A 25,800-nucleotide genomic window follows, 5' to 3' on the forward strand; every position below is an offset into this window, starting at 1 on the left:
CCCTAGCCCCTCTCCAGGCGGCGGTCCAGCAGGTACAGCAGCGTCGGGGCACCGATCAGCGCCGTGACCACGCCCACCGGCAGCTCCTGGTCCGGCAGCGCCGTACGGGCCACCAGGTCGACCACGACGAGCAGGACGGCGCCGAACAGCGCCGCCACCGGCAGCAGCACGCGGTGCGCGCCGCCCACGACCATCCGGCACACGTGCGGCACCATCAGCCCCACGAAGCCGATCGCCCCGGAGACCGACACCAGCACGCCGGTGAGGACGCTCGTCACCACGAACAGCTCGCGCCGCAGCCGCGTGACGTCCACGCCCAGCCCGGCCGCGGTCTCGTCGCCCATCAGCACGGCGTCGAGCGCACGGGCGCGCGCGAGCAGCGCGGCGAGGCCCAGGGCCACCGCCGCCGCGGGCACGCCGAGCGTCGTCCACTGGGCACCGCCGAGCGAGCCCATCAGCCAGAACAGCACGCCGTGCGTCTGCTGGTCGTCGCCCGCCTGCAGCACCAGGTAGTGCGTGAAGCCGGACAGGAACTGCCCGATCCCCACCCCCGCGAGCACCAGCCGCAGCGGCGAGAAGCCGCCCCCGCGCCGGGCCATCGCCCACACCAGCGCGAACGACGCGAGCGCACCGGCGAACGCCGCCGCCGACAGCCCCAGTCCGAGCAGCCCGCCCGCACCCGCCCCCAGCACGATCGCCGCGACCGCGCCGAGCGAGGCCCCGCTGGAGATGCCCAGCAGGTACGGGTCCGCGAGCGGATTGCGGACGAGGGCCTGGACGGCCGTGCCGACCAGGCCCAGGCCGGCGCCCACCACGGCCGCGAGCAGCGCCCGCGGCACCCGCAGCTGCCACACGATCAGATCCCGGGTGCCCGGCACCGGCTCCTGCCCGCTGATGCCGCGCGTGACCGAGGACCACACCTCGCCGAGCGGCACGTCCGAGGAGCCCAGGCACACCGACGCGGTCAGCGCGACGAGCAGGGCCGCGGCGAGCGCCGCCGCCACCCACGGCGCCCGCGCCCCCGGCTCGCGCTCCTCCGCCCGTTCCGCGGTGACCGCGGCGGGCGCCCCCACCGGACCCATCTACTTGACCCGGTCCGGGTGCAGCGTGTGCGCGATCTCGCGCACGGTGTCCGCGCTGCGCACGCCCCCGATCGTGGTGCGCTCCGAGCCGATGCGCAGGAAGCGGCCCTCCTTGACGGCCGTGAGGTCCTTGGTGGCGGGGAAGTTCTTCAGGAACTCCGCGGCCTCGTCGAACGCCTTGGCGTTCGCCTCCTCGCTGCCCCGGTTGCGGACGCCCAGCTGGATCCAGTCCGGGTTCTTTGCGACGACGTCCTCCCAGCCCACGGGCTTGAAGTCGCCGTCGCAGCCGTCGAAGACGTTACGGCCGCCGGCCATGCCGATCACGGCGTTGGCCACCTGCCGGTTGCACACGGCCATCGGCTGCTTGGTGCCCGCGTCGTAGTCGAAGAAGAAGTACGACGGGCGCTTGTCCTTCGGGACGTCCCTGAGGGCGTCCTGCACCGCGCCCGTCTTCTTGCGCATCTCCTGGACGAGCTCGGCGGCGCGCGCGGAGGTGCCGGTGACCTTGCCCAGCTCCTCGATGTCCGCCTCGACGCCCGACAGGTCCGTACGCGGCGCCTTGCTCATCGCGACACAGGCCGTCGACTTCAGGAAGACGTGCTTGATCCCGGCGGTCTCGAACTCCTTGGCCGTCGGCGCGTCACCCATCTTGCCCATGTTCTTCATGGACGAGAAGGCGTCGACGTACAGGTCCGCGCCCGAGCCCAGCAGCTTCTCCTTGGGGATCACCGTCTTCCCCAGCACCGGCACCTTCGCCGCGCGGTCCGCGTACTGCCCCGGCATGGCGCCCTTGCCGGGCGGGAAGCCCGTGCCGGCCACCTTGTCGCCCGCGCCCAGCCACATCAGGAGCTCCAGGCCCGCGGCGTTGCTCGTGACGATCCGCTTCGGCGCCGACTCGAAGGTGGTCTTCGCGCCCATGCAGTCCGTGACGCTCACCGGGAATCCGGACCGCGCGCCGGCCGCGGCGTCGTCGGACTTCTTCGCCTCACCGCCACCGCCGCCGCAGGCCGTCGCCGACAGGGCCACAGCGGCCAGTACACCGCACCACGCACGAGGGCGCATCAGACAACTCCAGGAATTTCGGTTCGCCACGGGCCCGCCGGTGCGGGTCCGGATCAGGTAGTCGGACCGCAGGCCCGCCGGGTTCCCGCGTGTCGCGAAGAAGTGCGACGTAGGCTGCACCGAACGCCCCGCCGACGACACGCGGCGCGCGGGCGGGGACGGATCCGGCAGGTGAAGGAGACCGTGATGGCGGATGCGACGAATACGACGGATGCGACGGCCGGCGCGACGACCGGCGCGGCGGCGGATGTGACGGATGCGGCGACGGCCGCGTCCGGGGGGCCCGACGCGCAGCCGCAGGCCCGCGACCAGCTGAAGGAGATGCCCACCGACTGGCGGCGCGCCCTCGCGATCGTCGCCCACCCCGACGACCTCGAGTACGGCGCCTCCGCCGCCGTCGCCACCTGGCTGGACGACGGGCGCGAGTGCGTCTACCTGCTGGCCAGCGTCGGCGAGGCCGGCATCGACACCCTCGCCCCCGCCGAGGCCGGGCCGCTGCGCGAGCGCGAGCAGCGGGCCGGCGCGGCCGCCGTGGGCGTGGAGACCGTCGAGTTCCTCGGCCACCCGGACGGCGTCATCGAATACGGCACGGCCCTGCGCCGCGACTTCGCCGCCGCCATCCGCCGCCACCGCCCCGAGCTCGTCCTGACGCTCAACCACCACGACACCTGGTCCTGGGGCGACTCCGTCTTCTGGAACACCCCCGACCACCGCAACGTCGGCCGGGCCGTCCTCGACGCCGTCGCCGACGCGGGCAACCGCTGGATCTTCCCCGACCTCGCCGAGGAGGGGCTCCTGCCCTGGGACGGCGTGCGCTACGTGGCGGTCGCCGGCTCCCCGCGGCCCACCCACGCCGTCGACGCGAGCAGCGGCCTCGACCGGGCCGTCGCGTCCCTCCTCTGCCACCGCACGTACATCGAGGCGCTGACGAAGGAGGACCCGGAGACGTACTGCCGCACGTTCCTGGAGGGCAGCATGCAGGGCGTCGCGGCACGGTTCGGCGGCCGGCCGGGCGTCTCCTTCGAGCTCTTCGACCGCTGACGGGGCGGGAGCGCCACGGGGGGCACCGGGACCCCGGCCTACGTCACCGGGACCCCTTCCGCCGTCCCTTGCGCCGTCCCCTGCGCCGCCCCCTCCGGGCAAGCCGCCTCGTGCGTGCCGTGGTACTCCGACGCCCGTTCCAGCACCAGCACCGCCACGTCGTCCTGCAGCCGCCCGCCGGTGTGCGCGTCGAGGTCGGCGCGCAGCCTGCCCAGCAGTTCGGGCGTGGGCAGGGCGGCCCACGCGTCCAGCCGTTCGGCCAGGGGGTAGAAGCCGCCGTCGGGTGACCGGGCCTCGGTCACCCCGTCGGTGCAGGTCAGCACCCGGCAGCCGGGCGGCAGGGCGACGCGCCGGACCGTCCGGGGCGAGGCGGCCAGGTCGCCGAGGCCCAGGGGCAGTCCCGCGTCGGCCGGTTCCAGTTCGCGGGCGCCGCCCTGCGCGTCGATCAGGAACGGCGCCACGTGCCCGCAGTCCACGAACGTGACGGGCACCGGGCCGCTCGCACCGGGCTGTTCGGAGCCCTCTTCGGTGCCGAAGACCAGCGCCGTGACGAACTCCTCGGCGGCCCGCATCCGCGCGTCCTCCGGCCGCCCTCCGTGCCCGCCGTGTCCGCCGGGCTGCAGCCGGGCCTGGTACTCCGCGGACCGGTGGTAGCGGTACAGCCCCTGTTCCATCGCCCGCACCGAGCTCTCCAGGTCGCGCCGGTGGTAGGCCGCCTCCCGGAAGGCGGTCAGCACCGCCGCCCCCGCGCCCAGCGTGCCGAGGCCCTTGCCGCGCACGTCGCCGATCAGCACGCGCGTCCCGTACGGCGTGTCGACCACCTCGTACAGGTCGCCGCCGACGAGGGCTTCCCGATGCGAGGAGACGTAGAAGCCGTCCACGACCACACTGCGCGTCCGCAGCGGCAGCGGCCGCAGCAGCGCCCGCTGCGCGGCCTCGCCGGTGGCCCGTACGCGCTCCAGCAGGGCGTCGCCGTCGCGCCGCAGCCGGGCCACGGCGATGCTCGCGCCCACCATCAGCGCGTTGCCGACGAACGAGCCGACCCGGTTGACCGCCACCTCGCTGTCGGCCACGCCGTGGTGCGCCACCATCAGGCAGAAGTCGACGACGCCCACGAACACCGTCTGCCGGTACGTGCACAGCGCCGCGGCCGTCATCGGGGCCAGGGCCGCGAAGACGTCGAGGCGCAGGTTCGACGGCGTCATCAGGTCGACGCACACGATGCCCGCCAGGTAGGCCAGGACGAACGCGAAGGGCAGTCTGCGCGACGACGACACCTGGCGGGACCTCCACGCCGGAACGAGGCTCATAGGGGCATTTGTGCCATTACACCCTGGCACGGGTGGTGCCCCCCGACCATCGATGCGATCTTGGTGCCGCCGCCTCTTGACTCAGAGTTTGCGGTATGTGCGGGCGTCGTCGGCCGCGGCGAGCACGGCGGCGAGGTCGCCGCCGGCCGACGCCGTCACCAGACCGGTCACCGCGCCCTCCACGAACGGCGCGTCGGCGATGCGCACGTCGGTACCGCCGAAGCCCTCGGCGAGCAGAGCCTTCACCGTGAGCACCGCGCTGCCCATGTCGCAGAAGACCACCACGCCCGCGCCCCGGTCCGCCGCCGCGACCGCCCGCCGCACCAGCTCGGCGCTCGTGCCCACGGACCCGTCGGGCAGCCCGCCGGCCGGCGCGGCCGGAGCCGGGTCGCCCGTGCCGACCAGGGCCTCCGCCAGCGCGGCCGTCGAGGCGGCCACCTCGCGGCTGTGCGAGACGAGCACGATGCCGACCCGGCCCGCCGGCGCGGCCTCCTCGGCAGCCGCCGCTTCCCCGGTCTCCCCGGTCTCCTCCGCCTCCTCCGCCTCCCGCACCGGCGGCGCCGCGCACAGCTCCGGGTCGGTGGCCTCGTACAGCGCGGTCACCAGCAGCGCCGACGACGTGGCGCCCGGGTCCTGGTGGCCGATGCTGCGCTCGCCCAGATAGCTGGCCCGTCCACGGCGGGCCTGCAGCGGGATCGTCGCCTCGGCGCCCTCGCGGGCCGCCCGCGCCGCGGCGTCCAGCGCGGCCACGACGCCCTGCGGCAGGGCGGCCACGTAGGCGTCGGCGGCCGGCTGGAGGGCGTCGACCATCGTCTTGTCGCCGGGAGCCGCGTCCCCGAGCCGCCGCACGCTCGCCACGGCCGCCCCCAGCGCCCGCCCCAGCGCCTCCGGCTCGACGACGGGGTCCTCGCCCAGGATCTTGCCCATCCGCCGCAGCACGGTCCCGAACAACGGCCCGGACGCGCCGCCCACGGTGTTCGTCAGGTGCACGCCGACGGCCGTCAGCAGCGCCCCCGGCGTGGCCGGCGGCTCCGCGGCCACCGCCTCGGCGGCGGAGGTGAACCCGCGCTTGAGGTTGGCGCCGTGGTCGGCGTCGCCGATGGCGGCGTCGAGTTCGGTCAGGCGCGCGGACTCCGCGACGATCACGCGCGTGGCGCGGTCGAGGAAGCGGCGGAAGAAGTCCAGGTCGAGCGGGACGGTCATGTGCGGTGGCTCCTCGTCGCAAGGACATGCAAGTACACCGGTGCACAGGCCTGCTGACGCGTGGACACGCAGGTACGGGCCCGGTCCGCCTCAGCGTAGTGCGGGAGTCTCGTCCATGTGATCGCCGGTCGTGCGTCCGTGCCCGGGCAGGGGGGCAGGGTGCCTGGCGCGGGTGGTGCGCGAGGGGTTCCGGGTACGGGCCGGATCTGCCATAGTGCCGCTTCCGTCCGGTCCGGTGGAGAGGTGGCCCCATGCGTCGGCTCGCTCTGTTCCTGCTGGCGGTCGTCCTGGGCGCGGGCGCCCTCGGAGCCGCCCCCGCCCCCGCCCACGACGAGCCCCCGCCGAACCCGGTGGTCTTCGTGCACGGTCGGAACGCCGGGCCCGGGGTGTGGGGCGGGATGCAGGACGACTTCGCCGCCGCCGGGTATCCGCGGGAGCGGCTGTACGCCTGGTCGTACGACACGGGCAAGTCGTCGAACGAAGTCCTCGCCGGGGAGTTCGCCGCCTACGTCGACGGCGTGCTGGCCCGGACCGGCGCGGCGCGGGTCGACGTCGTCACCCACAGCCTGGGCGCGCTGCCCACGCGCTGGTACCTCGCGTTCGGCGGCGGTACGGGCAAGGTCGCGCACTGGGTCTCGCTCGGCGGCCCCAACCACGGGACGAGCCTGGCCTATCTGTGCGCGCTGTGGGACCAGGGCTGCAAGGACATGACGCCGAGGTCCTACGTCCTGTCGCACCTCAACGCGGGCGACGAGACCCCCGGCCCCACGCGCCACGCCACGTGGTGGTCGTCGTGCGACGAGCAGATCGCGCCCGTGTCGAGCACGCCCCTCGACGGGGCGGACAACCATCAAGTGGCCGGCTGCCTCAAGCACAACGACCTGCTCACCGACGACACCGTGTCACAGCAGGTGCTGACGTTCCTCCGGTGAGCCGTCCGGCGCCTACCGCAGCCGGTGGCCCTCCGTCGTCCGGTCCGGGCGCGGGAGCGCGGTCCGCCCTCACGGGAGGAGAGAGGGCGGACCGCGGGTTCGTGGGGATCCGGCGTCAGCGGATGGCCTTGATCAGCTCACCGTTCGCCGTATCGCCGCTCAGCTCCCAGAAGAAGGTGCCGCCCAGCCCCTGCTGGTTCTTGTACGCCATCTTCCCGGCGATCGTCGACGGGGTGTCGTAGCTCCACCAGTCGCTGCCGCACTTGGCGTAGGCCGTGCCCCCCACCGTGCCGTTGGCCGGGCACTTGGTCTTCAGGACCTTGTAGTCCTCGAAGCCGCCCTCGTAGGTGCCCTTGGCCGGGCCGGTCGCCGTACCGCCCGGGCCGGACTGCGTCACGCCCGTCCAGCCGCGGCCGTAGAAGCCGAGGCCGAGCAGGAGCTTGGAGGAGGGGACGCCGAGCGCCTTGAGCTTGGTGATCGTGGCGTCGGTGTTGAAGCCGGCCTTGGGGATGCCGCTGTAGGAGGTCAGCGGGGAGTGCGGGGCCGTCGGTCCCTTCGCCTCCCAGGCGCCGAAGTAGTCGTAGGTCATGGGGTTGTACCAGTCGACGTAGCGGGCGGCGCCCGCGTAGTCCACGGCGTCGATCTTGCCGCCGTTCGACGCGTCGGCGGTGATGGCTGCGGTGACCAGGTTGCGCGTGCCGAACTTCGCGCGCAGCGCGGCCATCAGCTTCACGAACCCCTCGCGGCCGCTCGTGTCACAGGTCAGGCCGCAGGCGTTGGGGTACTCCCAGTCGATGTCGATGCCGTCGAACACGTCGGCCCAGCGCGGGTCCTCGACGAGGCCGTAACAGGACTCGGCGAACGCGGCGGGGTTCCTGGCCGCCTCGCCGAAGCCGCCCGACCAGGTCCAGCCGCCGAAGGACCAGACCACCTTGAGGTTCGGGTGCAGCTTCTTGAGCTTGCGCAGCTGGTTGAAGTTGCCGCGCAGGGCGCCGTCGTCCCAGGTGTCGGCCTTGCCGTCGACGCTGCCGGCCGCGTCGTAGGCCTTGTCGTAGTCGGCGTAGGCGTCCCCGATGGTGCACTTTCCGTTGGTGACGTTGCCGAAGGCGTAGTTGATGTGGGTGAGTTTGGCGGCCGACCCGGACGTCTCGATGTTCTTGACGTGGTAATTGCGGTCGTACACGCCCCAGTTGGTGAAGTAGCCGACCACCTTGCCGCCGGCGGCGGTGTCGTCGGGACCCGCGGCGGTGGGCGACGCGGACGCCGGTCCGCCGAGGACCGTGGTGGTGATCAGGGCCCCGGCGGCGGCGAAGGCGGCCAGGAGGGTGCGGGCCGAGCTGAGGGTGAGCGGTCTGCGGGAGGTGCGGGATCGTGCGGGCATGGGGTTCTCCTCGGTGGGGTGGGGAGAGCTCTCGGGGGGTGACCTGCACTTGTGCCTGCGTTCAGCCGCCGCAGCGATTGGCATGCACGCGCTGAGCGGTGGCAGGACCATAGAAGGACTAGACCAGTGCGGTCAATGGTTTGGACCAACCCCGTTCACGACTCCGTCAGGAGCGCGTTGTCCCTGGTGCACGACTTGTCAACCCGTGACGTCCGCCCGCCGATCGGGCATACTCCAAGCCGCCACAGCCGCAGGTCATCCCGTGTCGCGACCCGGCGCGGAATCATCGGCTGGGGGATCACCGACGGCGGCGCCACACCCTTGCGCGCCCGTCGTCGCAGCGCCCTGACAGGGAGGAGAGCGCCGCCATGACCGACCACGGCCCCCAGCCGGTGGAGCGTCAGCTGCCCACCGAGGAGTCCCGCGACCTGCTCGCGCTCGTACGCGACCTGGTGCAGCGGGAGATCGAGCCCGCCGCGGCCGGGGAGGAGGAAGCCGGGCGCTTCCCCCGCGAGGTCTTCCGGCTGCTGTCCGCCTCGGGCCTGCTCGCCCTCCCCTACGCCGAGGAGTTCGGCGGCGGCGACCAGCCCTACGAGGTCTACCTCCAGGTCCTGGAGGAGCTCGCGGCGGCCCGCCTCACCGTGGGCCTGGGCGTCAGCGTGCACACCCTCGCCTGCCACGCCCTCGCCGGCTTCGGCAGCAAGGAGCAGCAGGCCGAGCACCTGCCCGGCATGCTCGGCGGCGGCCTCCTCGGGGCGTACTGCCTCTCCGAGCCCTCCTCCGGCTCCGACGCCGCCTCACTGCGCACCCGCGCCACCCGCGACGGCGACACCTGGACCCTCGAGGGCACCAAGGCGTGGATCACCCACGGCGGCGTCGCCGACTTCTACACCGTCCTGGCGCGCACGGGGGGCGAGGGCGCCCACGGCATCACCGCCTTCCTCGTGCCCGGCGACGCCCCCGGGCTGTCGGCCGCACCGCCCGAGCGCAAGATGGGCATGAAGGGCTCGCCGACCGCGCAGCTGCACTTCGACGGGGTGCAGGTGCCGGACGCGCGCCGCATCGGCGAAGAGGGGCAGGGCTTCACGATCGCCCTGTCCGCGCTGGACTCGGGGCGGCTGGGAATCGCCGCCTGCGCGATCGGCGTCGCCCAGGCCGCGCTGGACGAGGCGCTCGCCTTCACCGCCGGGCGGCGGCAGTTCGGCCGGCCGATCGCCGACTTCCAGGGCCTGCGCTTCATGCTCGCCGACATGGCCACCCAGATCGAGGCGGGCCGCGCGCTCTACCTCGCCGCGGCGCGGCTGCGCGACGCCGGCCTGCCCTTCTCCCGGCAGGCGGCAATGGCCAAGCTGTTCTGCACGGACGCGGCGATGCGGGTGACCGTCGACGCCGTCCAGCTCCTCGGTGGCTACGGCTACACCGCGGACTTCCCCGCCGAGCGCTACATGCGCGAGGCCAAGGTCCTGCAGATCGTCGAGGGCACCAATCAGATCCAGCGCATGGTGATCGCCCGTCACCTGGCGGGCCCCGAGAGCCGCTGAGGACCGCTGCGCCGGGCACCGGCACGGCGGGATCCGGAGCAGCAGGAACCGCGACGGCGGGCGGGCGAACCGCAACGGCGGGCGGGCGCCACGCGCTCCGCCCGCCGGGAATCCTCGGCCGTCAGGACGGCCGGCGCATCTCCGGGACGCGGACCGGGCGGGATCCGGGGCCCCCGATGTGGGAGAACGGCTGGGTGCGCCAGTCCAGGCTCTCCGGCAGGGTGAGCAGCAGCGCCGTGTCGAATTCCTGGCCGTCCAGCGACTCGTCCACGGCGGGGGCCTCTTCCATGGCGCGGCCGGAGCCGGGGCACACGGTGAGCCCGAAGGGATTCCACGGCGAGGGGCACAGCGCGTGCTCGGGGAGCACGTCCTCGTCCGGGAGAAGGGCGATCGGGCGGGCGCAGTCCGGGCACGTCACCCGGAACATCGTGCTGGTGTCGACCTCGTACGGCTCGTACGGGCTGCCGTCGCCGTCGTTAAGGCGTTCCAGGCTGGGCATAGTCTTTCTCCCCCTCGGATCGGCCGGCCACGTCGCGGCCTCGGCCACAGCAAGCACTTCCCGCGCCGCGAGCCGGGTAATCGCCACATCACGGAGGACACGGGTGCATATCTGTGTTGTTCGTCACATGTCTTTGTGCCTGGGTATGCGCCCCCATGGAGCCGTCGACTGTGCCGCTCCGGCCGGAACCCAGTAGGTTGATCCGCGTGGAGGAGCTGGACAGAGAAATCGTGGAACTGCTCGTCAAGGACGGGCGGATGAGCTACACCGACCTGGGGAAGGCCACGGGCCTGTCGACCTCGGCGGTGCACCAGCGCGTGCGCCGGCTCGAACAGCGCGGTGTCATCCGCGGTTACGCGGCGGTGGTCGATCCCGAGGCGGTCGGGCTGCCGCTCACCGCGTTCATCTCGGTGAAGCCGTTCGACCCCAGCGCCCCCGACGACATCGCGGACCGCCTCGCCGAGATCCCCGAGATCGAGGCGTGCCACAGCGTGGCCGGCGACGAGAACTACATCCTCAAGGTGCGCGTCGCCACGCCGCTGGAGCTGGAGCACCTGCTGGCGCGGATCCGGTCGCTGGCCGGGGTGTCCACGCGCACGACGATCGTGCTGTCCACCCCGTACGAGGCGCGGCCGCCGCGCGTCGGCTGACGCCCCGCCCCGTTCCGTGACCGGGGCTCCGAAGGCCGAGCCCCGGTTACGGAACGGGGCGGGGCAGGGGAGAGACTGATCCCCATGACCGAGCCCCACGCATCCCAGGACACCCCGCGCACCGTTCTGCTGCGCAACGGCGACGTGCACAGCCCCGCCGACCCGTTCGCCACGGCCATGGTCGTCGAGCGCGGCGCCGTCGCCTGGGTCGGCTCCGAAGGCGCCGCCGACTCCTTCGCCGAGGGCGTCGACGACGTGGTCGACCTCCAGGGCGCGCTCGTCACCCCCGCGTTCACGGACGCACACGTGCACACCACGGCGACCGGCCTCGCGCTCACCGGCCTCGACCTCACCGGCACCGGCTCCCTGACCGAGGCCCTCGGCCGGATCCGGGCCCACGCCGCCGCCCACCCGGCCGACCGCGTCCTCCTCGGCCACGGCTGGGACGCCAGCGCCTGGCCCGAGCAGCGGCCCCCGGCCCGCCGCGAGCTGGACGAGGCCACCGGCGGCCGGCCGCTGTACCTCACCCGCTCCGACGTCCACTCCGCCGTCGTCACCACGGCCCTGCTCGACCTCGTGCCGGGCCTCACCGGGCTCGGCGGGTACCACCCCGACGGTCCGCTGACGGGCGAGGCCCACCACGCCGTGCGCGCCGCCGCCCACGACGCGGTCACCCCCGCGCAGCGCGCCGAGGCCCAGGCAGCCGCGCTCGACCGCGCGGTCTCCCTGGGCATCGGCTCCCTGCACGAGTGCGCCGGTCCGCAGATCTCCAGCGCCGACGACCTCACCGGGCTGCTGAGCCTGGCCGCCGGCCGGCGCGGCCCCCGCGTCGTCGGCTACTGGGCGGAGGCCATCACGTCTGCGAACGAGGCGGACCGCATCCGCGAGCTCGGCGCGCTCGGCGCCGCCGGCGACCTCTTCGTGGACGGCTCCCTCGGCTCGCACACCGCCTGCCTTCACGAGCCCTACGCCGACCTGCCCGGCGGCACCGGCGCCGCCCACCTCGACGCCGCGGCCGTCGCCGCCCACGTCGCCGCGTGCACCGAGGCGGGCATCCAGGCCGGCTTCCACGCCATCGGCGACGCGGCGCTGACCGCCGTCGTGGAGGGCGTCCGGGCCGCCGCGGACAAGCTGGGCCTGGCCCGCGTCCGCGCCGCCCGGCACCGCGTCGAGCACGCCGAGATGCTCACTCCCGAGCACATCGCGGCCTTCGCCGAGTTCGCCCTCACGGCCTCCGTACAGCCCGCCTTCGACGCCACCTGGGGAGGCGACACGGCCATGTACGCCCAGCGCCTCGGCGTCGAGCGGGCCCGCACCCTCAACCCGTACGCGGCCCTGCTGCGCGCCGGCGTCCCGCTCGCCCTCGGCTCCGACAGCCCCGTCACCCCGCTCGACCCGTGGGGCACCGTCCGCGCCGCCGCCTTCCACCGCACCCCCGGGCACCGCATCTCGGTCCGGGCCGCGTTCACCGCGCACACGCGCGGCGGCTGGCGGGCGATCGGCCGCGACGACGCCGGCGTCCTCGTGCCCGGCGCACCCGCCGACTACGCAATCTGGCAGGGCGGCGACCTCGTGGTGCAGGTGCCGGACGAGCGCGTGGCGAGCTGGTCCACCGACCCGCGCTCGGGCACTCCCGGCCTGCCGGACCTCACCCCCGGCACCCCGCTCCCCGTCTGCCTGCGGACCGTCGTGGGCGGGCACACCGTCTACGAGCGGCCGAACGAGTGACTCCGCGCCCGGCGCGTACCGCCGAACGATGAGACGTCGGCCTGTCGCCACTCGTGATCACTCGCCGTACTGACCTGCTGATTTGGTGCATATCTCCAGGTCACAGAGGTGTTGACAGGGTGCGGGAGACGGCCGGTAGGTTCTGCGGAGTCCACCACAGGACGTCCGGCCGGTGCACTTCCACACAGTCGTCGAACGCAGCTGGGCCATGGGGGCGGTGCGCCGGGGAGCGGCCACCGCCACTGGCAGCCAGGTTCCAGCGCACGGGGGCGAGGGAGGTGCTGCCGGGCCGGCAGGTGCGACCCGGGTGGGGCCCGGACGTTCAGTAGACAACGGCTCTCGGTCGACCCGCAGCCAGCGGGTCCCAGGTCGGCCCGAAGGACGCCGGGCCCCCATTCGACCCACCCCTCGGCCCATCCCTCTCCTCCCGCCCTCCGCGGCCTTCCCCGCGCACCCAGGGCGGGCACGGCGCCCCGATCGAGGTACCGTCGGGCACACCACCGCAAGTCAGCAGGAAGGCTCGCCCGTGCCCCCGGGTCCCGAAACCACCGCCGGAGCCGCCGCGGCATCCGCCCCCGCCGGCGAGGAGCGCCCGCCGGAGCCCCCGGAGGACGCCCCCGCCCCGCAGGAGCGCCCCCGCCGCGCCGTGCGCCTCGCCCGGCTCGCGCGCCGCGAGGCCCGCCGCACCGGTGCCGCCGTGCTCGCCGGCGTCGCGCTCGCGCTGTCCTTCCCGCCGTACGACGTCTGGCCGCTGTCCGTCGTGGCCGTCGCCGCGCTGGCTCTGCTGACCCGCGGCCGCACGGCCCGCCAGGCGGCGTGGACCGGCTTCGCCTTCGCGCTGCCCTTCTTCTTCGTGCTGCTGCGCTGGCTGCACGTGGTCGGCTACGACGCCGTCTTCGGCCTGTCGCTGGTCGAGGCCCTGTTCGTCGCCGCGCTCGGCGCGGCCCTCGCCCTCGTCTCGCGGCTGCCCGCGTGGCCGCTGTGGGGCGCCTGCCTGTGGGTCGCCCAGGAGCTGGCCCGCGACCGGCTGCCGTTCGGCGGCTTCCCCTGGGGCCGGCTGGCCTTCGCCAACACCGGCTCGCCCTTCACGCCGCTCGCCGCGCTCGGCGGAGCCCCGCTGGTGACCTTCGCCGTCGCCCTCTCCGGCGGCCTCCTCGCGTACGCCGCGGCCGCCCTGTGGCGGCTGCGCCCGGCAGGGGCCCGCACGGTCCGCGCCGCCCTCCCGGGCGTCGAGGCGCTCGCGCTGGCCGCCGCCCTCCTGCTCGCCGGATACGCCGTGCCCGTGCCCACGAAGGCCGACGACGAGGTCAAGGTGGCGCTCGTCCAGGGCAACGTCCAGCACGCCGGCATGGACTTCCTCGGCCGCCCGATGATGATCCTCGACAACCACGCCGAGGCCACCCTCCAGCTCGCCCGCGACGTCAAGGCGGGCAAGGTGCCCCGGCCCGACCTCGTCATCTGGCCCGAGAACTCCTCCGACCTCGACCCGTTCCAGTACCCGCAGGCGTACGACCGCATCGACCAGGCGGTGAAGGCCATAGGCGTGCCGGTCCTCGTCGGCGCCCTGGTGGACCACCCGGGCCGCAGCGGCTACATCGACAACAAGGGCATCGTCTGGGACCCGAAGACCGGGCCCGGCGCCTCGTACGCCAAGCAGCACCCCGTGCCGTTCGGCGAGTACGTGCCCTTCCGGAGCGCGCTCAGCAAGGTCATCACCCGCCTCCAGCGCGTCCAGCGCGACTTCTACCCCGGCGACCACACCGGCGTGATGCAGGTCGGCCCGGCCCGGCTCGGCGACGTCATCTGCTTCGAGGTCGCCTACGACGAGATCGTCCGCGACACCGTCAAGGACGGCGCCCGGGCCCTCGTCGTCCAGACCAACAACGCCACCTACGGCCGCACCGGCCAGCCGGACCAGCAGCTGGCCATGTCGCGGCTGCGGGCCGTCGAGCACGGCCGGGCCGTCGTCACCGCCGCCACGAGCGGCATCAGCGCCGTGGTCGCCCCGGACGGCACGGTGCAGCAGCGGAGCGAGGAATTCACCCGGGACGTCATCAGCGCCACCATCCCGCTGCGCGACGGGACGACCGTCGCCGACCGTGTGGGTGCGGGGCCCGAATGGGCGCTCGCTATGGTGGGGCTTCTGTCCTGTGCGGCCGCACTCCTGATCGGCCGTCGGGTACGTATGGACGAGCGGAACAAGAGGGGCCAGCAGTGAACGACGACGGGCAGCGCAGATACGGTCCGCTCGGCACGACCTTGGTGATCATCCCGACCTACAACGAGGCGGAGAACATCAAGAACATCGTCGGCCGGGTGCGGGCGGCCGTGCCGGAGGCGCACGTCCTCGTCGCGGACGACAACAGCCCCGACGGCACCGGCAAGCTCGCCGACGAGCTCGCGGCCGACGACGACCACGTCAAGGTGCTGCACCGCAAGGGCAAGGAGGGGCTCGGAGCCGCCTACCTGGCGGGCTTCCGCTGGGGCCTGGACAACGACTACGGCGTCCTGGTCGAGATGGACGCGGACGGCTCCCACCAGCCGGAGGAGCTGCCCCGCCTGCTCACCGCGCTCAAGGGCGCCGACCTGGTGCTCGGCTCGCGCTGGGTGCCCGGCGGCCGGGTGGTGAACTGGCCGAAGTCGCGCGAGATCCTCTCCCGCGGCGGCTCCACCTACTCCCGGCTGCTCCTCGACGTGCCGATCCGCGACGTCACCGGCGGCTTCCGGGCCTTCCGGCGCGAGACGCTGGAAGGCCTCGGCATGGAGGACGTGGCCTCCCAGGGCTACTGCTTCCAGGTCGACCTGGCCTGGCGCGCGGTCAAGGCCGGCTTCCACGTCGTGGAGGTCCCCATCACCTTCGTCGAGCGCGAGCTCGGCGACAGCAAGATGAGCCGCGACATCGTCGCCGAGGCCCTGTGGCGGGTCACCTCCTGGGGCGTCGGCTCCCGCGTCGGCAAGGCGATCGGCCGCAAGTGAGGCCGTAAGCGCCCCATAAGCCCCGACCCCGGGTTCCGCCGCAGGCCAGGCACACTTGAGGCATGACGTTCGGAGCACAGCAGACGATGAACGGCCGCCCGCCGCAGCGGCGGCGCGCCCGCAGGCTCATCCCTCTGGGAGTGGCCCTCTGGGCCGTCCTGGAGATCTGGCTGCTCACGCTGGTGGCCGGGGCCGCCGGCGGGCTCACCGTCTTCGCCCTGCTGGCCGGCGGCGTCGTCCTCGGCTCCTACGTGATCAAGCGGGCGGGACGGCGGGCCTGGAAGCGGCTGACGGTCTCCCTGCAGCCGGGCGGCGCGCCCGCCGGGCCGGGCGCCCAGGAGAGCGGCGGCAACGCCCTCACCATGCTCGGCGGCCTGCTGATCATCCTGCCGGGGCTCCTGTCCGACGTGGCCGGGCTGCTGTGCCTCTTCCCGCCCACCCGCGCCCTGCTGCGCAAGAGGGGGGAGCGGTGGCTCGACCGCCCGGCGGCCCCCGGCACCCTCGGGGACGCCTTCCGGCAGGCCCGCAGCGCCGATCTCGGCGGCATGGGCGGCATGGGCGGGATGAGTGGCGCGGGTGGCACGGGCGGCATGGGCGGGCCCGGCGGCAAGGTCGTCCAGGGCGAGGTCATCCGTGACGACGAGCCGCCGGCGCCGCGCCCCGGCGGCCCCCAGCTGCCTCGCTAGCCCGCCGGCCCGTCGGCCCGCAGGAGCGGGTCTCGCGCCGGCTGCACCGGCTGCACCGGCGCATGACAAGGGCCCGGGCCACTGCGTGATACCGCAGCGGCCCGGGCCCTTGTCAATGCAATCTGCAATCGCTCCCGCCGGTCAGGCGGACTTGCGGGTGTCCCGCGGATGAACGGCAATGTTCATGGCACCGGAGCGAAGGACCGCCAGCCGTTCGGCCAGCACCTCCTCCAGCTCCTCGCGGGTACGCCGCTCCATGAGCATGTCCCAGTGCGTACGCGCAGGCTTGCCCTTCTTCTCCTCAGGACCATCGCCGTCCACCAGGAGTGCCACGGCGCCGCACGCCTTGCACTCCCACTCCGGCGGAATCTCCGCCTCTACCGAGAACGGCATCTCGAATCGATGGCCGTTCGGGCATGCGTACTCCACCGCCTGGCGCGGGGCCAGATCGATGCCGCGGTCGGTCTCGTAGCTGGTAACCACAAGTCGCGTGCCGCGGAGAGCTCGCTCACTCATGAATCGTGCCTCCCGGGCTTAGTCGCCCACAGGACAGGTGTCGCTGTCGTCGTCATCCGGTCAACGTCCGGTCGGCGGTGAAGATTCCCGTTGAGGGACATGCGTCGCCCGTCGTGCCGCCCCTTGTTGTACCCACCAACGCCCGTTTTGTCACATCTGGCAACGGATGTCACCCTGTGTTTCTGTCGCTTTAGCGTGCAGTAACGGTTCGTTCGGTGGGTCGAAGGCGTACACTACCGGCCCGCTTGATCCTGGCCTAAACCAGGTCCGGAATTTCGCGTCCGGCCGGGTGTACGGGGGCCGGAGCGGGGGCCTCCGGAAGGGCGAACAGGCGCAGGAAGAACTGCGACAGCGGGCCGATCGCCAGGGCGTAGAAGACCGTTCCCAGGCCCACCGAGCCGCCGAGCACGAACCCCGTCGCCAGCACGACCACCTCGATGCACGTGCGCACCAGCCGTACGGAGCGGCCCGTCCGCCGGTGCAGCCCCGTCATCAGCCCGTCGCGCGGGCCCGGGCCGAACCTGGCCGAGATGTACAGCCCGGTCGCCAGCGCGCACAGCGCCACCGCGAAGGCCAGCAGCGGGATCCGTATCCACAGCGACCGCGGGTCGGGCACCAGGCTCAGCGTCGCGTCCATGGCCAGGCCGATGACCAGCACGTTGGAGACCGTCCCCAGGCCGGGCCGCTGCCGCAGCGGGATCCACAGCAGCAGCACCAGCGCGCCGATCGTGATCGACGCCGTGCCGATCGACATCCCCGTGTGCTCCGCGACGCCCTGGTTCAGCACGTCCCACGGTGCGAGCCCCAGTCCCGCCCGCAGCTGCAGCCCCGCGCTCACCCCGTACAGCGCGAGCCCGACGTAGAGCTGCAGCAGCCGGCGGGCGAGGGACGCCCCTCCCGGCGTGCCTTCCGATTCGGGCGCGCCTTCCGACGACCCCTCCGGCGGTCCCCCTGATGCGGACACGGTTCCTCCTGAACGCTCGGCACGCGCCTCAAGGCGGCGTGGACGGTACAAGCGGCGGCCACTTGCAGTGGTGCAAGTGGCCTGCCGCATGACAGTCTGGAGAACAGGTGGACGCAAGATCCATGGCCAATCTTCGGAAGGTGGACCGATTCGGATGAGTCATTGGACTTCCTCGGTGGGGGCGCAGAAGCTCGCCCGCCTCCTCGGCTCGCAGCGCGACCGCGAGGCGCAGGGCGGGCGCGGCACCGTCACGCCGCTCGGCGGACGCCGCGCCCCCGCCTACCGCTCGCTCGCGGACGGCATCCGCCTGCTCGTCCTCGAAGGCCGCGTCCCCGTCGCCGCCCGGCTGCCCGCCGAGCGCGAGCTGGCCGCCGCCCTCTCCGTCAGCCGCACCACGGTGGCCGCGGCCTACGAAGCCCTGCGCAGCGAGGGCTTCCTCGAGTCCCGGCGCGGCGCCGGCAGCTGGACCGCGGTGCCCGCCGGCAACCCGCTGCCCACCCGCGCCCTGGACCCCCTGCCCCCCGAGGCCGCCGGCTCCGTCATCGACCTCGGCTGCGCCGCCCTGCCCGCGGTCGAGCCCTGGCTCGGCCGCGCCGTCCAGGGCGCCCTGGAGGAGCTCCCGCCCTACGCGGCCACCCACGGCGACTACCCCGCCGGCCTGCCCGCCCTGCGCCAGGCCATCGCCGACCGCTACACCGCCCGCGGCGTGCCGACCATGCCCGAGCAGATCATGATCACCACGGGGGCGATGGGGGCCGTCGCCGCCATCTGCCGGCTCTTCGCCGGCCGCGGCGAGCGCGTCGCCGTCGACTCGCCCTCGTACGCCAACGTCCTCCAGCTCATGCGCGAGGCCGGCGCCCGCCTGGTGCCCGTCGCCATGGCCGACGGGCTCGGCGGCTGGGACCTGCCGGCCTGGCGCCAGGTGCTGCGCGACGCCGCCCCCCGCATGGCCTACGTCATCGGCGACTTCCACAACCCCACCGGCGCCCTCGCCACCGAGGAGCAGCGCCGGCAGCTCGTCGAGGCGGCGCGCGCCGCCGGCACCCTGCTCGTCGCCGACGAGACCATGGCGGACCTCTGCCTGGAACCCGGCCTGGAACTGCCGCGCCCCGTCTGCGCCTTCGACCCCGCCGGCAACGCCGTCATCACCGTCGGCTCCGCCAGCAAGTCCTTCTGGGCCGGCCTGCGCATCGGCTGGGTGCGGGCCGCGCCCGAAGTGATCCGCAGTCTGGTCGCCGCCCGGGCCTACGCCGACCTCGGTACGCCCGTGCTCGAACAGCTCGCCGTCACCTGGCTGCTGACCACCGAGGGCTGGGACGCCGCCGTCGCCATCCGGCAGACCACGACGCGCGAGAGCCGCGACGCCCTCGTCGCGGCGGTCCGGCGCCACCTGCCCGAATGGGAGTTCACCGTCCCGCGCGGCGGCCTCACGCTGTGGGTGCGCACCGGTGGCCTCTCCGGCTCCCGCATCGCCGAGGCCGGCGAACGCCTCGGAGTGCGCGTGCCGTCGGGCCCCCGCTTCGGCGTCGACGGCGCCTTCGAAGGCTACGTCCGCCTCCCGTTCACCGTCACCGGCGCCGTCGCCGAGGAAGCCGCCTCCCGCCTGGCCGAGGCCGCCCGCCTGGTGGCAAGCGGCGCGACGGCGGCGGTCGAGGCGCCGCGGACGTATGTGGCGTAGCGGGGCGGCCGGCACCTGACCGGTCCTGCCCGGCCCCCGCCCGGGGACGGCCGTCCGCCGGCCCGGCCTCCGGCGTCGCCGACCTGGCATGAGGCGCGCGGGGCACCGCCGGGCTGGGGGGCTGAGCGCCGTCGCGGCGGAGTCACTGGTGCGGGCGCCTGTGATCCCGGACGGGCGAGCAGCCTGAGGGTCGGAGGCCTTCTCGGCGGGCCGGCGACCTTCTTCCGCCGCGACGGTGAGTGACCGGCGACGAGGTGATCGGCGGTGCCGGGCCGGTATGAGGCTCGGCGGGGCACCGCCAGGCCGCGAGCGTGGGCGGATCTGCCGTGGCCGTTCGGCGGGCTGGCCATTTGAATCCGCCGCGACGGCGAGTGACCGACCACGAGGTGATCGGCGGTGCCGAGCCGGGGCGCGCTCCGGGCTAGGTGGGTTGGACCGACAGGGGGCCCGGGTCGCTGCCGGGGTGGTCGTCGGTGGTGTAGGCGCCCCTGGCGTATCCGGCTTCCGGGGGCGGGCCGGGGGTCGCGCCGGACGGGGGCGGCAGGAGTGCCAGGATCGCCTGTCGTTCGCGTTCGGACGTGTCCTCGTCGTACGGGTCGGGCGTCGACGGGACCTGCATCCGGTGGACCGGGCCCGAGCCGAGGCGGGCGTAGCCGCGTCCGGCCGGGGCCTCCGGCGGGGGCGTGCTCTGCGGCGGGGCGCCGAGCACGGAGCGCACCTGGTCGGCGGTGACGGCGCCGAGGACGACGCGGGCGCGCGTGTGCGTGAGCACCGGCTCGGAGAGCAGGGACGTGTTCGCGCCGTCGTCCAGGTGATCGCCCACCACGACGGTGACGTTGGCGATCCGCCCGTGCCGCAGCGGCACCTGCAGCAGCCCCTGGGGATCGGGCCGCCCCTCGCCCGCGGCGAGGTGGCTGAGCGCGGTGGGCCGGTCGATGAGGATCCACAGGGGGCGGCGGACGTCCTCGGGGGTCTGGTGGCCCTGCCGGCGGGCGTGGTTGGCCGTGAGGAGGCGCCGTTCGGTCTCGTGGGTGGCCCACTCCAGGGCGGCGAGGGCGCCGGCGGGCGACGATTCGACGGCCAGGACGCCGTCCCGCCCGCGGAGGAAGGCGAATTCGCCGGATCCGCTGCCGTCCACGGCCAGGATGTCGCCCTGCTGCAGGGCCTGGAGCGCGAGCGAGCGCAGCAGCGTGCTGGTCCCGGCGGCGGGCCGGCCGAGGACCAGCAGATGCGGCTCGGTGGAGCGCTGGCCGGTGCGCCACAGCACCGGCGGCTCGTCGCGGCAGTCCGAGCCGTCGAGGAGGACGGGCAGGGTGCGGTGCACGGCGCCGGGGTCGGTGAAGCCCAGGACGCTCTCGCCGGGCGCGGTCACGAACCGCTGGGCGAAGACGTCGGCCGGCAGCGGCGGCAGGACGTACAGGTGGAGGCGGTTGGCCTCCTCGTCCCAGTCGAAGCGGTACTCCCGCCCGCGGCCGGCCTTCATCTGCAGCAACTGCTCGATCCTGGCCCGGGATTCCGGTTCGCCGTCGGTGAAGTAGGCCGGGTAGCGCAGCTCCAGGGAGACCAGCCGGCCGCTGTGGTCGAAGGCGTGGGACGCGAACGCCTCCTCCCGGTCGCCGTCGTACGCGTAGAGCGGGGCCGGGTCCTCCGGGACGGAGAGGTAGGGCACCAGGGCCTCGTACAGCGCCTGGAGGCGTTCGCCCTCGCCTTCGCGGACCACCGTCTCGTGCACGGATCCGCGGTCGCGCCCGGCCCACGCCGCCAGCGTCATCAGGGCGATGCCGGCGAGCGCGGGCCCGTACGGCACGAGCGCCACGATGGCGATGCAGGACCCCACCAGCAGCAGGGTGGGCCCGCGCCGGTCGCCCGGCGTCTCCGTCCACTTGCGCCACGCGCCGGCCGCCAGGGCGCGCAGTCCGCGCGCGATGACGATCAGCGGGTGGAATATGTCGGCCGCGCTGTCGGCCGCCGTGCGCGCGAGATCCTGCCCGCGGGCGATCCGCCGGCTGTCGGTCAGGCCGCGGGGGAGCTGTCGTGGGTCCACGTCGGTCTCCTCCTGCGGACGGGGCGGCCGGTGCTCGTGGCCGTGTGTGGGGGGCGGTCAGAACTTGAGGCCGCCCAGGAGCCCGGCGAGGCTCGCGCTGCCCGCTCTGATGCTGGGGGCGATGGCGGTGCTGGAGAGGTAGAAGCCGAAGAGGGCGCAGACGATGGCGTGGCTGGCCTTCAGGCTGTCCTTGCGGAAGAACAGGAAGACGATGATGCCGAACAGCACGACGCCGGAGATGGACAGAATCATGACGTTCTCCTGAGTGGTCGAGGGGTTCACCATGAGCTCCTCAAGACTCACAGAAAGTATTAATGCGACAAAAGGACAGCGCAGTTCGATCACGGTCCGGAAGTCTTGATCGGCAAGGAGCGGATCTTCACCCGCGGAGGGGCAAAGAGGGGCAAACCGCCTGACCGCGGCTCCGGGCCGCACCGCGGGGCGCGAAACCGGCCAGCCGCGCCGGCTCCTGGGCGAGCGATTCCCGATTCACCCGAACGGGCGCGTCCGTGCCTGCCGGACACCGTGCCGCGGCCGTACATAGGGTGGGAAGTACACCGACATCGCGTGCTGTCCAGGCGCCCAACCGGAGGACCGCAGACCATGACCGAGCAGACCCCCGAGACCGAGCCCGCCCACGACCCCGAGGTGCTCCAGCTCGCGGCCAAGGTCTTCGACCTGGCGCGCCACGGCGACACCGACACCCTCGCCGCCTACGTGGACGCGGGCGTGCCGGCCAACCTCACCAACGACCGCGGCGACTCCCTGGTCATGCTGGCCGCCTACCACGGCCACCTCGACGCCGTGACCGCCCTCCTCGAGCGCGGCGCGGACCCGAACCGGGCCAACGACCGCGGTCAGACGCCCCTCGCGGGCGCGGTCTTCAAGGGCGAGGACGAGGTCGTCCGCACGCTGCTGGCGCACGGGGCCGACCCGGCCGCCGGGGCGCCCTCGGCCATCGAGGCCGCGGGCGTGTTCGGCCGGCAGGACCTGCTGGAGCTCTTCCGGGGCGAGTGACCCCGGGGCGGCCCGCCTTGCGGCGAGCCCTCCCGTGTCGCTCAGGCGACGCCCGCGCCGCGCCGGCGCCCCGGCCCACCCGTACGCGGGCCCGGGCGTCCGGCGCGCCGGCCCGCATCACTCGCGTGGCCTGCATGGCTCGCGTGACCCGTAGGGCACGCATGCCTCGCGTGGCTCGATGACGAGGCTGGCTCGTTCGCGGTCTTCCGCAGCGGCGCGCCCCGGAGCGCAATGAGAGGCCGGTGGTTCGCGCCGGCGGCCGCCAAGCCCGCTCCGGAGGTCGCCCAGTCATGCGGATCGCCTACCTGCACTCTGGAAGCATTCCCTCCGTCTATGCCAACGGAGTGCACGTGATGCGGATGTGCGACGCGTTCACCGACGCCGGGCACGACACCGCGCTGTACGCCCTGCCCGGCACGGCCCCCGCGGAGGACGTCCACGCCTACTACGGCACCCGCAACCGCTTCCCCATTCGCACGCTCCCCCTGCCCTCGGTACCGGGGATCGGCGTCTGGCTCCGGGCCCGCCGCCTGCGCGCCGAGATCCTGCGCCACGGCGTCCCCGACCTGCTCTACGGGCGCGACCTGCACGGCCTCGTCGCCGCCTCCGGGCTCGCGCCGCTCGTCTACGAGACCCACCTCCTGTGGCACAGCAAGGCCGTCCGCGCGGCCGAACGGCTGCTCTTCCGCAGCCCCGGCCTCGCCCGCGTCGTCTTCGTCTCCCAGGCGCTCGCCGACGACTACCGCGCCGCCTTCCCCCGGCTCGGCGCCCGGCTGGGCGCCCGGCCAGGCACCGACCTCGTCACCGCCCACGACTGCGCCGACCCGGTCCCCGCGGGCGGGCCCGTGGCGGAACTCCCCGGCAGGCGGGGAGCGGTGAAGGCCGGCTACGTCGGCCACCTCTACCCCGGCCGCGGCACCGACGTCATCCTCGCCCTCGCCGGCCGCCTGCCCGACGTCGACTTCCACCTCGTCGGCGGCACCGAGCAGGACCTGGCCCACTGGCAGGGCCGCAACACCCGCACCAACGTCTACTTCCACGGCCACCTGCCGCCCGCCGCCCTGCCCCCGTACCACCGGGCCTTCGACATCGTCCTCGCCCCGTACCAGCAGCGCGTGGCCTGCGCCGGGGGCATCGGGGACATCGCCCGCTGGGTCTCCCCGATGAAGCTCTTCGAGTACATGGCGTACGGCAAGGCGATCGTCGTCTCCGACCTGCCGGTCCTCCGGGAGGTCATGGCCGACGGGCGCACCTGCCTGATGTGCCCGCCCGGCGACGTCGCGGCGTGGGCGGACGCCGTCATGGCCCTGGCCGCCGACCCCGCCCGGCGCCGGGCCCTCGGGGAGGCGGCCCGGCGGCAGCTGCTGGAGCGTCACACGTGGCGGGCGCGCGCCGACCGCGTCCTGCCGCCCGGGGTCCGGGCGGCGCCACGGGGGCCCGTGGATCCCGGGAACCCGGTAGAACCCGGGAATCCCGTAGAACCCGGCGAACCCGCGGACCTGCCCCGGGAAGGGCGTCCCTGATGCGCGCCGTCGTCACCGGCGCGGCCGGCTTCATAGGCTCCCACCTCTGTGCGCACCTCCTGGCCGCCGGCGACAGCGTCGCCGGCATCGACGCGCTCACCGACTCCTACGACCCGGCCCTCAAGGAGCGCAACCTGCGCGGCCCGATGAGCTGCCCGGCCTTCACCTTCCACCGCGCCGACCTGCTGGACGCCGCGCTCGACCCGGTGCTCGACGGTGCGGACGTCGTCTACCACCTCGCCGCCCAGCCCGGCATCCGGCCGTCCTGGGGGCGCGAGTTCGCCCTCTACGCCGACCGGAACGTCCTGGCCACCCAGGTGCTCCTGGAAGCCGTCCGGGGCCGCCCGCTGGCCAAGTTCGTCTACGCGTCCAGCTCCTCCGTCTACGGTGACGCCCGCGCCTTCCCGACGGCCGAGACGGCGTGCCCCCGGCCCGTCTCTCCCTACGGGGTGACCAAGCTCGCGGCCGAGCACCTGTGCGAGCTGTACCGCACGGCCCACGGGGTGCCCGCCGTCGCCCTGCGGCTGTTCACCGTCTACGGGCCCCGGCAGCGGCCCGACATGGCCTTCGCCCGGCTCCTTGCCGCGGCGCGGGGCGGCGCGCCGTTCCCGCTGTACGGCGATGGCGAGCAGACCCGCGACTTCACCTACGTCCAGGACGTCGTCACCGGCATGCGGGACGCGGCCCTCTCGGGCTTCACCGGAGTGGCCAACATCGGCGGCGGCTCGCCGGTGTCCATGAAACAGGCCATCGCCGCCGTGGAAAGCGTCGCCGGGCCCGTCGCCGTGGTCCCGCGGCCGCCGGGACCGGGCGACGCCCGGCACACCGGGGCCGACATCACCGTCGCCGCCCGCGCCTTCGGCTTCCGCCCGCGGACGGCGCTGCACGACGGGATCGCGGCCATGGCGGGCGGCGGGGAGCACCGGGACGGGGCGCAGTGACGGGGCCGGACGCGGGGCCGGCCTCCGGCGCGGCCCCCCGGCCCGTGGCCGGGCCCGCCGCCCTGCACACCGTCGAACCGGGCCCGTACGGCATCCCCGTCTCGCTGCGGCACGTCCTCGACGGCGCCCTCGTGGCCGTCAAGGGCGGACTGCGCCACATCGGCGCGCTGGCAACGATCCGGCGGGAGGCGGCCCGCGCCGTGGCCGCCGCCCTGCCGGAGGGTGGTGCGGCCCAGGTCTCCGGGGCACTGGAAAACGCGCACCGCCACGCGGACACCACGCAGATCGCGGCCGTCCGCACCGACCTGGAGACCCGCCTGAGGCCCTTCTCCCGCACCGTCCTGCACGACGTGGCCAGGGCCCTGGACCCGCAAGGAGCCCGGCTCTACCTCAGCGGGCACGTCGGGATCCGCATCATGCCGCCGCAGCGCTCCGTCGGGGCCGGGGGAGGAGAACTGGCCGGGCTCGAAGGCTTCCTGACCCCGCGTGACGCCCATGTCGACTCCTGGTTCAACACCGCCGTCAACTCCGTCAACCTCTGGATGGCCGTCGGCCCGGTCCGCAGCGGCAACGGCCTGCTGTTCTACCCCGACGCATACCGGCGCCCCCTCCGCCACGACGGACACACGCTGCTCCCCGGCCAGCCGATCGGCGCCCCGGCCGACATCGAACTGGACCCCGGCGACATCCTCCTCTTCGCCGGCGACCACCTCCACGCGTCCCAGCCCAACACCACGGACGAGACCCGCTTCGTCATCACGAAGCGGCTGTGCGTAGGGGTACCGCGATACCCGTCCGGAGCGACGGGCTGGGTCCCGTACGAGGACCCCCGTCTCTGGGGGACGCGGTGGGAAAGCTGGGCGACATGGCGGTCACGCCTGACGGCGGGAGGCGTGAGGGACGCACTGAGGACGGCCCGGGGGCGCGGGGGAAGGTGACTCCGCGGACGCCCGGGGGCGATTCGGCACCGCCGGCCCGGCGCGTGGGGGCTGATCGCCGCTGCGGCGGGACGTGAACCCGAACGGT

The 25,800-nt window shown here is 74.1% G+C and carries 23 protein-coding genes and 1 pseudogene; 13 read left to right on the forward strand and 11 right to left on the reverse strand.

The features are described from left to right. Window positions 1-2: 2 nt before the first annotated feature. Both ACFPP6_RS28825 and ACFPP6_RS28830 read right to left on the reverse strand, forming a co-directional pair. Window positions 3-1,004, reverse strand: coding sequence for a FecCD family ABC transporter permease (locus ACFPP6_RS28825; RefSeq protein WP_465269384.1), 1,002 nt, complete (start codon window positions 1,002-1,004; stop codon window positions 3-5). A gap of 78 nt (window positions 1,005-1,082) precedes the next feature. Next, a complete protein-coding gene (locus ACFPP6_RS28830; RefSeq protein WP_382048384.1) occupies window positions 1,083-2,144 on the reverse strand; it encodes an ABC transporter substrate-binding protein in 1,062 nt (353 codons plus the stop codon). Between the two features lie 321 nt (window positions 2,145-2,465). Between ACFPP6_RS28830 and ACFPP6_RS28835 the strand changes: the two genes are divergently transcribed. Further along, complete coding sequence (locus tag ACFPP6_RS28835) at window positions 2,466-3,185, forward strand: PIG-L deacetylase family protein (RefSeq protein WP_382048569.1); 720 nt, start codon at window positions 2,466-2,468, stop codon at window positions 3,183-3,185. A gap of 38 nt (window positions 3,186-3,223) precedes the next feature. Here the strand turns inward: ACFPP6_RS28835 and ACFPP6_RS28840 are convergent, their stop codons facing one another. From ACFPP6_RS28840 to dhaL, 3 genes and pseudogenes are all read right to left on the reverse strand, one after another. After that, on the reverse strand, window positions 3,224-4,495 hold the full coding sequence (locus ACFPP6_RS28840; protein WP_382048387.1) for a PP2C family protein-serine/threonine phosphatase: 1,272 nt from the start codon (window positions 4,493-4,495) through the stop codon (window positions 3,224-3,226). An 81-nt stretch (window positions 4,496-4,576) separates the two neighbouring features. Next, the gene (locus tag ACFPP6_RS28845; protein ID WP_382048572.1) at window positions 4,577-5,098 is read right to left on the reverse strand and encodes a PTS-dependent dihydroxyacetone kinase phosphotransferase subunit DhaM; all 522 of its coding nucleotides are present in this window, start codon (window positions 5,096-5,098) and stop codon (window positions 4,577-4,579) included. Beyond that, window positions 5,078-5,698 (reverse strand): annotated as a pseudogene (gene dhaL / locus ACFPP6_RS28850) (dihydroxyacetone kinase subunit DhaL); the annotation flags it as partial. The gene ACFPP6_RS28845 and the pseudogene dhaL, both read right to left, overlap by 21 nt. A 251-nt stretch (window positions 5,699-5,949) precedes the next feature. Between dhaL and ACFPP6_RS28855 the strand changes: the two are divergent. Next, a complete protein-coding gene (locus ACFPP6_RS28855; protein WP_382048390.1) occupies window positions 5,950-6,630 on the forward strand; it encodes an esterase/lipase family protein in 681 nt (226 codons plus the stop codon). A 115-nt stretch (window positions 6,631-6,745) separates the two neighbouring features. Here ACFPP6_RS28855 and ACFPP6_RS28860 read toward each other — a convergent pair whose 3' ends face one another. After that, window positions 6,746-8,011, reverse strand: coding sequence for a glycoside hydrolase family 18 protein (locus ACFPP6_RS28860; protein WP_382048392.1), 1,266 nt, complete (start codon window positions 8,009-8,011; stop codon window positions 6,746-6,748). A gap of 368 nt (window positions 8,012-8,379) precedes the next feature. Between ACFPP6_RS28860 and ACFPP6_RS28865 the strand changes: the two genes are divergently transcribed. Then, on the forward strand, window positions 8,380-9,552 hold the full coding sequence (locus ACFPP6_RS28865) for an acyl-CoA dehydrogenase family protein (protein ID WP_382048395.1): 1,173 nt from the start codon (window positions 8,380-8,382) through the stop codon (window positions 9,550-9,552). Window positions 9,553-9,673: 121 nt separating this feature from the next. Here the strand turns inward: ACFPP6_RS28865 and ACFPP6_RS28870 are convergent, their stop codons facing one another. Next, entirely contained in the window at window positions 9,674-10,051 is a 378-nt protein-coding gene (locus ACFPP6_RS28870) for a hypothetical protein (RefSeq protein WP_382048398.1), read from the reverse strand. 206 nt (window positions 10,052-10,257) lie between these two features. Between ACFPP6_RS28870 and ACFPP6_RS28875 the strand changes: the two genes are divergently transcribed. From ACFPP6_RS28875 to fxsA, 5 genes are all read left to right on the forward strand, one after another. Beyond that, window positions 10,258-10,701, forward strand: coding sequence for an Lrp/AsnC family transcriptional regulator (locus tag ACFPP6_RS28875; protein ID WP_030365423.1), 444 nt, complete (start codon window positions 10,258-10,260; stop codon window positions 10,699-10,701). Window positions 10,702-10,785: 84 nt separating this feature from the next. After that, window positions 10,786-12,429, forward strand: coding sequence for an amidohydrolase (locus ACFPP6_RS28880; protein ID WP_382048402.1), 1,644 nt, complete (start codon window positions 10,786-10,788; stop codon window positions 12,427-12,429). A 526-nt stretch (window positions 12,430-12,955) separates the two neighbouring features. Continuing rightward, window positions 12,956-14,647, forward strand: coding sequence for an apolipoprotein N-acyltransferase (gene lnt, locus ACFPP6_RS28885; protein WP_382048405.1), 1,692 nt, complete (start codon window positions 12,956-12,958; stop codon window positions 14,645-14,647). Then, on the forward strand, window positions 14,644-15,405 hold the full coding sequence (locus ACFPP6_RS28890) for a glycosyltransferase (protein ID WP_168094108.1): 762 nt from the start codon (window positions 14,644-14,646) through the stop codon (window positions 15,403-15,405). Before lnt ends, ACFPP6_RS28890 begins: the two co-directional genes overlap by 4 nt. 62 nt (window positions 15,406-15,467) lie before the next feature. Beyond that, window positions 15,468-16,091: an FxsA family membrane protein gene (gene fxsA / locus ACFPP6_RS28895; RefSeq protein ID WP_382048408.1), complete on the forward strand. Its 624-nt coding sequence runs from the start codon at window positions 15,468-15,470 to the stop codon at window positions 16,089-16,091. 141 nt (window positions 16,092-16,232) lie between these two features. On the opposite strand, the gene ACFPP6_RS28900 is transcribed toward fxsA, so the two are convergent. Together ACFPP6_RS28900 and yczE are read right to left on the reverse strand one after the other, a co-directional pair. Continuing rightward, the gene (locus ACFPP6_RS28900) at window positions 16,233-16,607 is read right to left on the reverse strand and encodes an RNA polymerase-binding protein RbpA (protein ID WP_004948858.1); all 375 of its coding nucleotides are present in this window, start codon (window positions 16,605-16,607) and stop codon (window positions 16,233-16,235) included. A 256-nt stretch (window positions 16,608-16,863) separates the two neighbouring features. Beyond that, window positions 16,864-17,571, reverse strand: a complete 708-nt coding sequence (yczE, locus tag ACFPP6_RS28905) for a membrane protein YczE (protein ID WP_382048412.1) — start codon at window positions 17,569-17,571, stop codon at window positions 16,864-16,866. Window positions 17,572-17,725: 154 nt separating this feature from the next. Between yczE and ACFPP6_RS28910 the strand changes: the two genes are divergently transcribed. Then, window positions 17,726-19,249: an SCO1417 family PLP biosynthesis transcription factor gene (locus tag ACFPP6_RS28910; RefSeq protein ID WP_382048415.1), complete on the forward strand. Its 1,524-nt coding sequence runs from the start codon at window positions 17,726-17,728 to the stop codon at window positions 19,247-19,249. A gap of 421 nt (window positions 19,250-19,670) precedes the next feature. Here ACFPP6_RS28910 and ACFPP6_RS28915 read toward each other — a convergent pair whose 3' ends face one another. Together ACFPP6_RS28915 and ACFPP6_RS28920 are read right to left on the reverse strand one after the other, a co-directional pair. Next, entirely contained in the window at window positions 19,671-21,293 is a 1,623-nt protein-coding gene (locus ACFPP6_RS28915; RefSeq protein ID WP_382048418.1) for a hypothetical protein, read from the reverse strand. A 57-nt stretch (window positions 21,294-21,350) separates the two neighbouring features. Further along, a complete protein-coding gene (locus tag ACFPP6_RS28920; protein ID WP_058047788.1) occupies window positions 21,351-21,545 on the reverse strand; it encodes a hypothetical protein in 195 nt (64 codons plus the stop codon). A gap of 351 nt (window positions 21,546-21,896) precedes the next feature. Here ACFPP6_RS28920 and ACFPP6_RS28925 point away from each other — a divergent pair, with 351 nt between their 5' ends. The 4 genes from ACFPP6_RS28925 to ACFPP6_RS28940 all read left to right on the forward strand — a co-directional run bounded on the left by ACFPP6_RS28925 (window position 21,897) and on the right by ACFPP6_RS28940 (window position 25,712). Continuing rightward, on the forward strand, window positions 21,897-22,310 hold the full coding sequence (locus ACFPP6_RS28925; RefSeq protein WP_168093846.1) for an ankyrin repeat domain-containing protein: 414 nt from the start codon (window positions 21,897-21,899) through the stop codon (window positions 22,308-22,310). Between the two features lie 290 nt (window positions 22,311-22,600). After that, a complete protein-coding gene (locus ACFPP6_RS28930) occupies window positions 22,601-23,833 on the forward strand; it encodes a glycosyltransferase family 4 protein (protein WP_382048421.1) in 1,233 nt (410 codons plus the stop codon). Then, window positions 23,833-24,774 (forward strand): NAD-dependent epimerase/dehydratase family protein, encoded by a 942-nt coding sequence (locus ACFPP6_RS28935; protein ID WP_382048424.1) that lies wholly within the window; start codon window positions 23,833-23,835, stop codon window positions 24,772-24,774. Before ACFPP6_RS28930 ends, ACFPP6_RS28935 begins: the two co-directional genes overlap by 1 nt. Beyond that, complete coding sequence (locus tag ACFPP6_RS28940) at window positions 24,771-25,712, forward strand: phytanoyl-CoA dioxygenase family protein (protein WP_382048427.1); 942 nt, start codon at window positions 24,771-24,773, stop codon at window positions 25,710-25,712. The genes ACFPP6_RS28935 and ACFPP6_RS28940 overlap by 4 nt, the downstream gene beginning before the upstream one ends. Window positions 25,713-25,800: the final 88 nt, after the last annotated feature.

It is taken from the genome of Streptomyces aureoversilis, from assembly GCF_042657885.1.
In the GTDB taxonomy this organism is placed as follows: domain Bacteria; phylum Actinomycetota; class Actinomycetes; order Streptomycetales; family Streptomycetaceae; genus Streptomyces; species Streptomyces aureoversilis.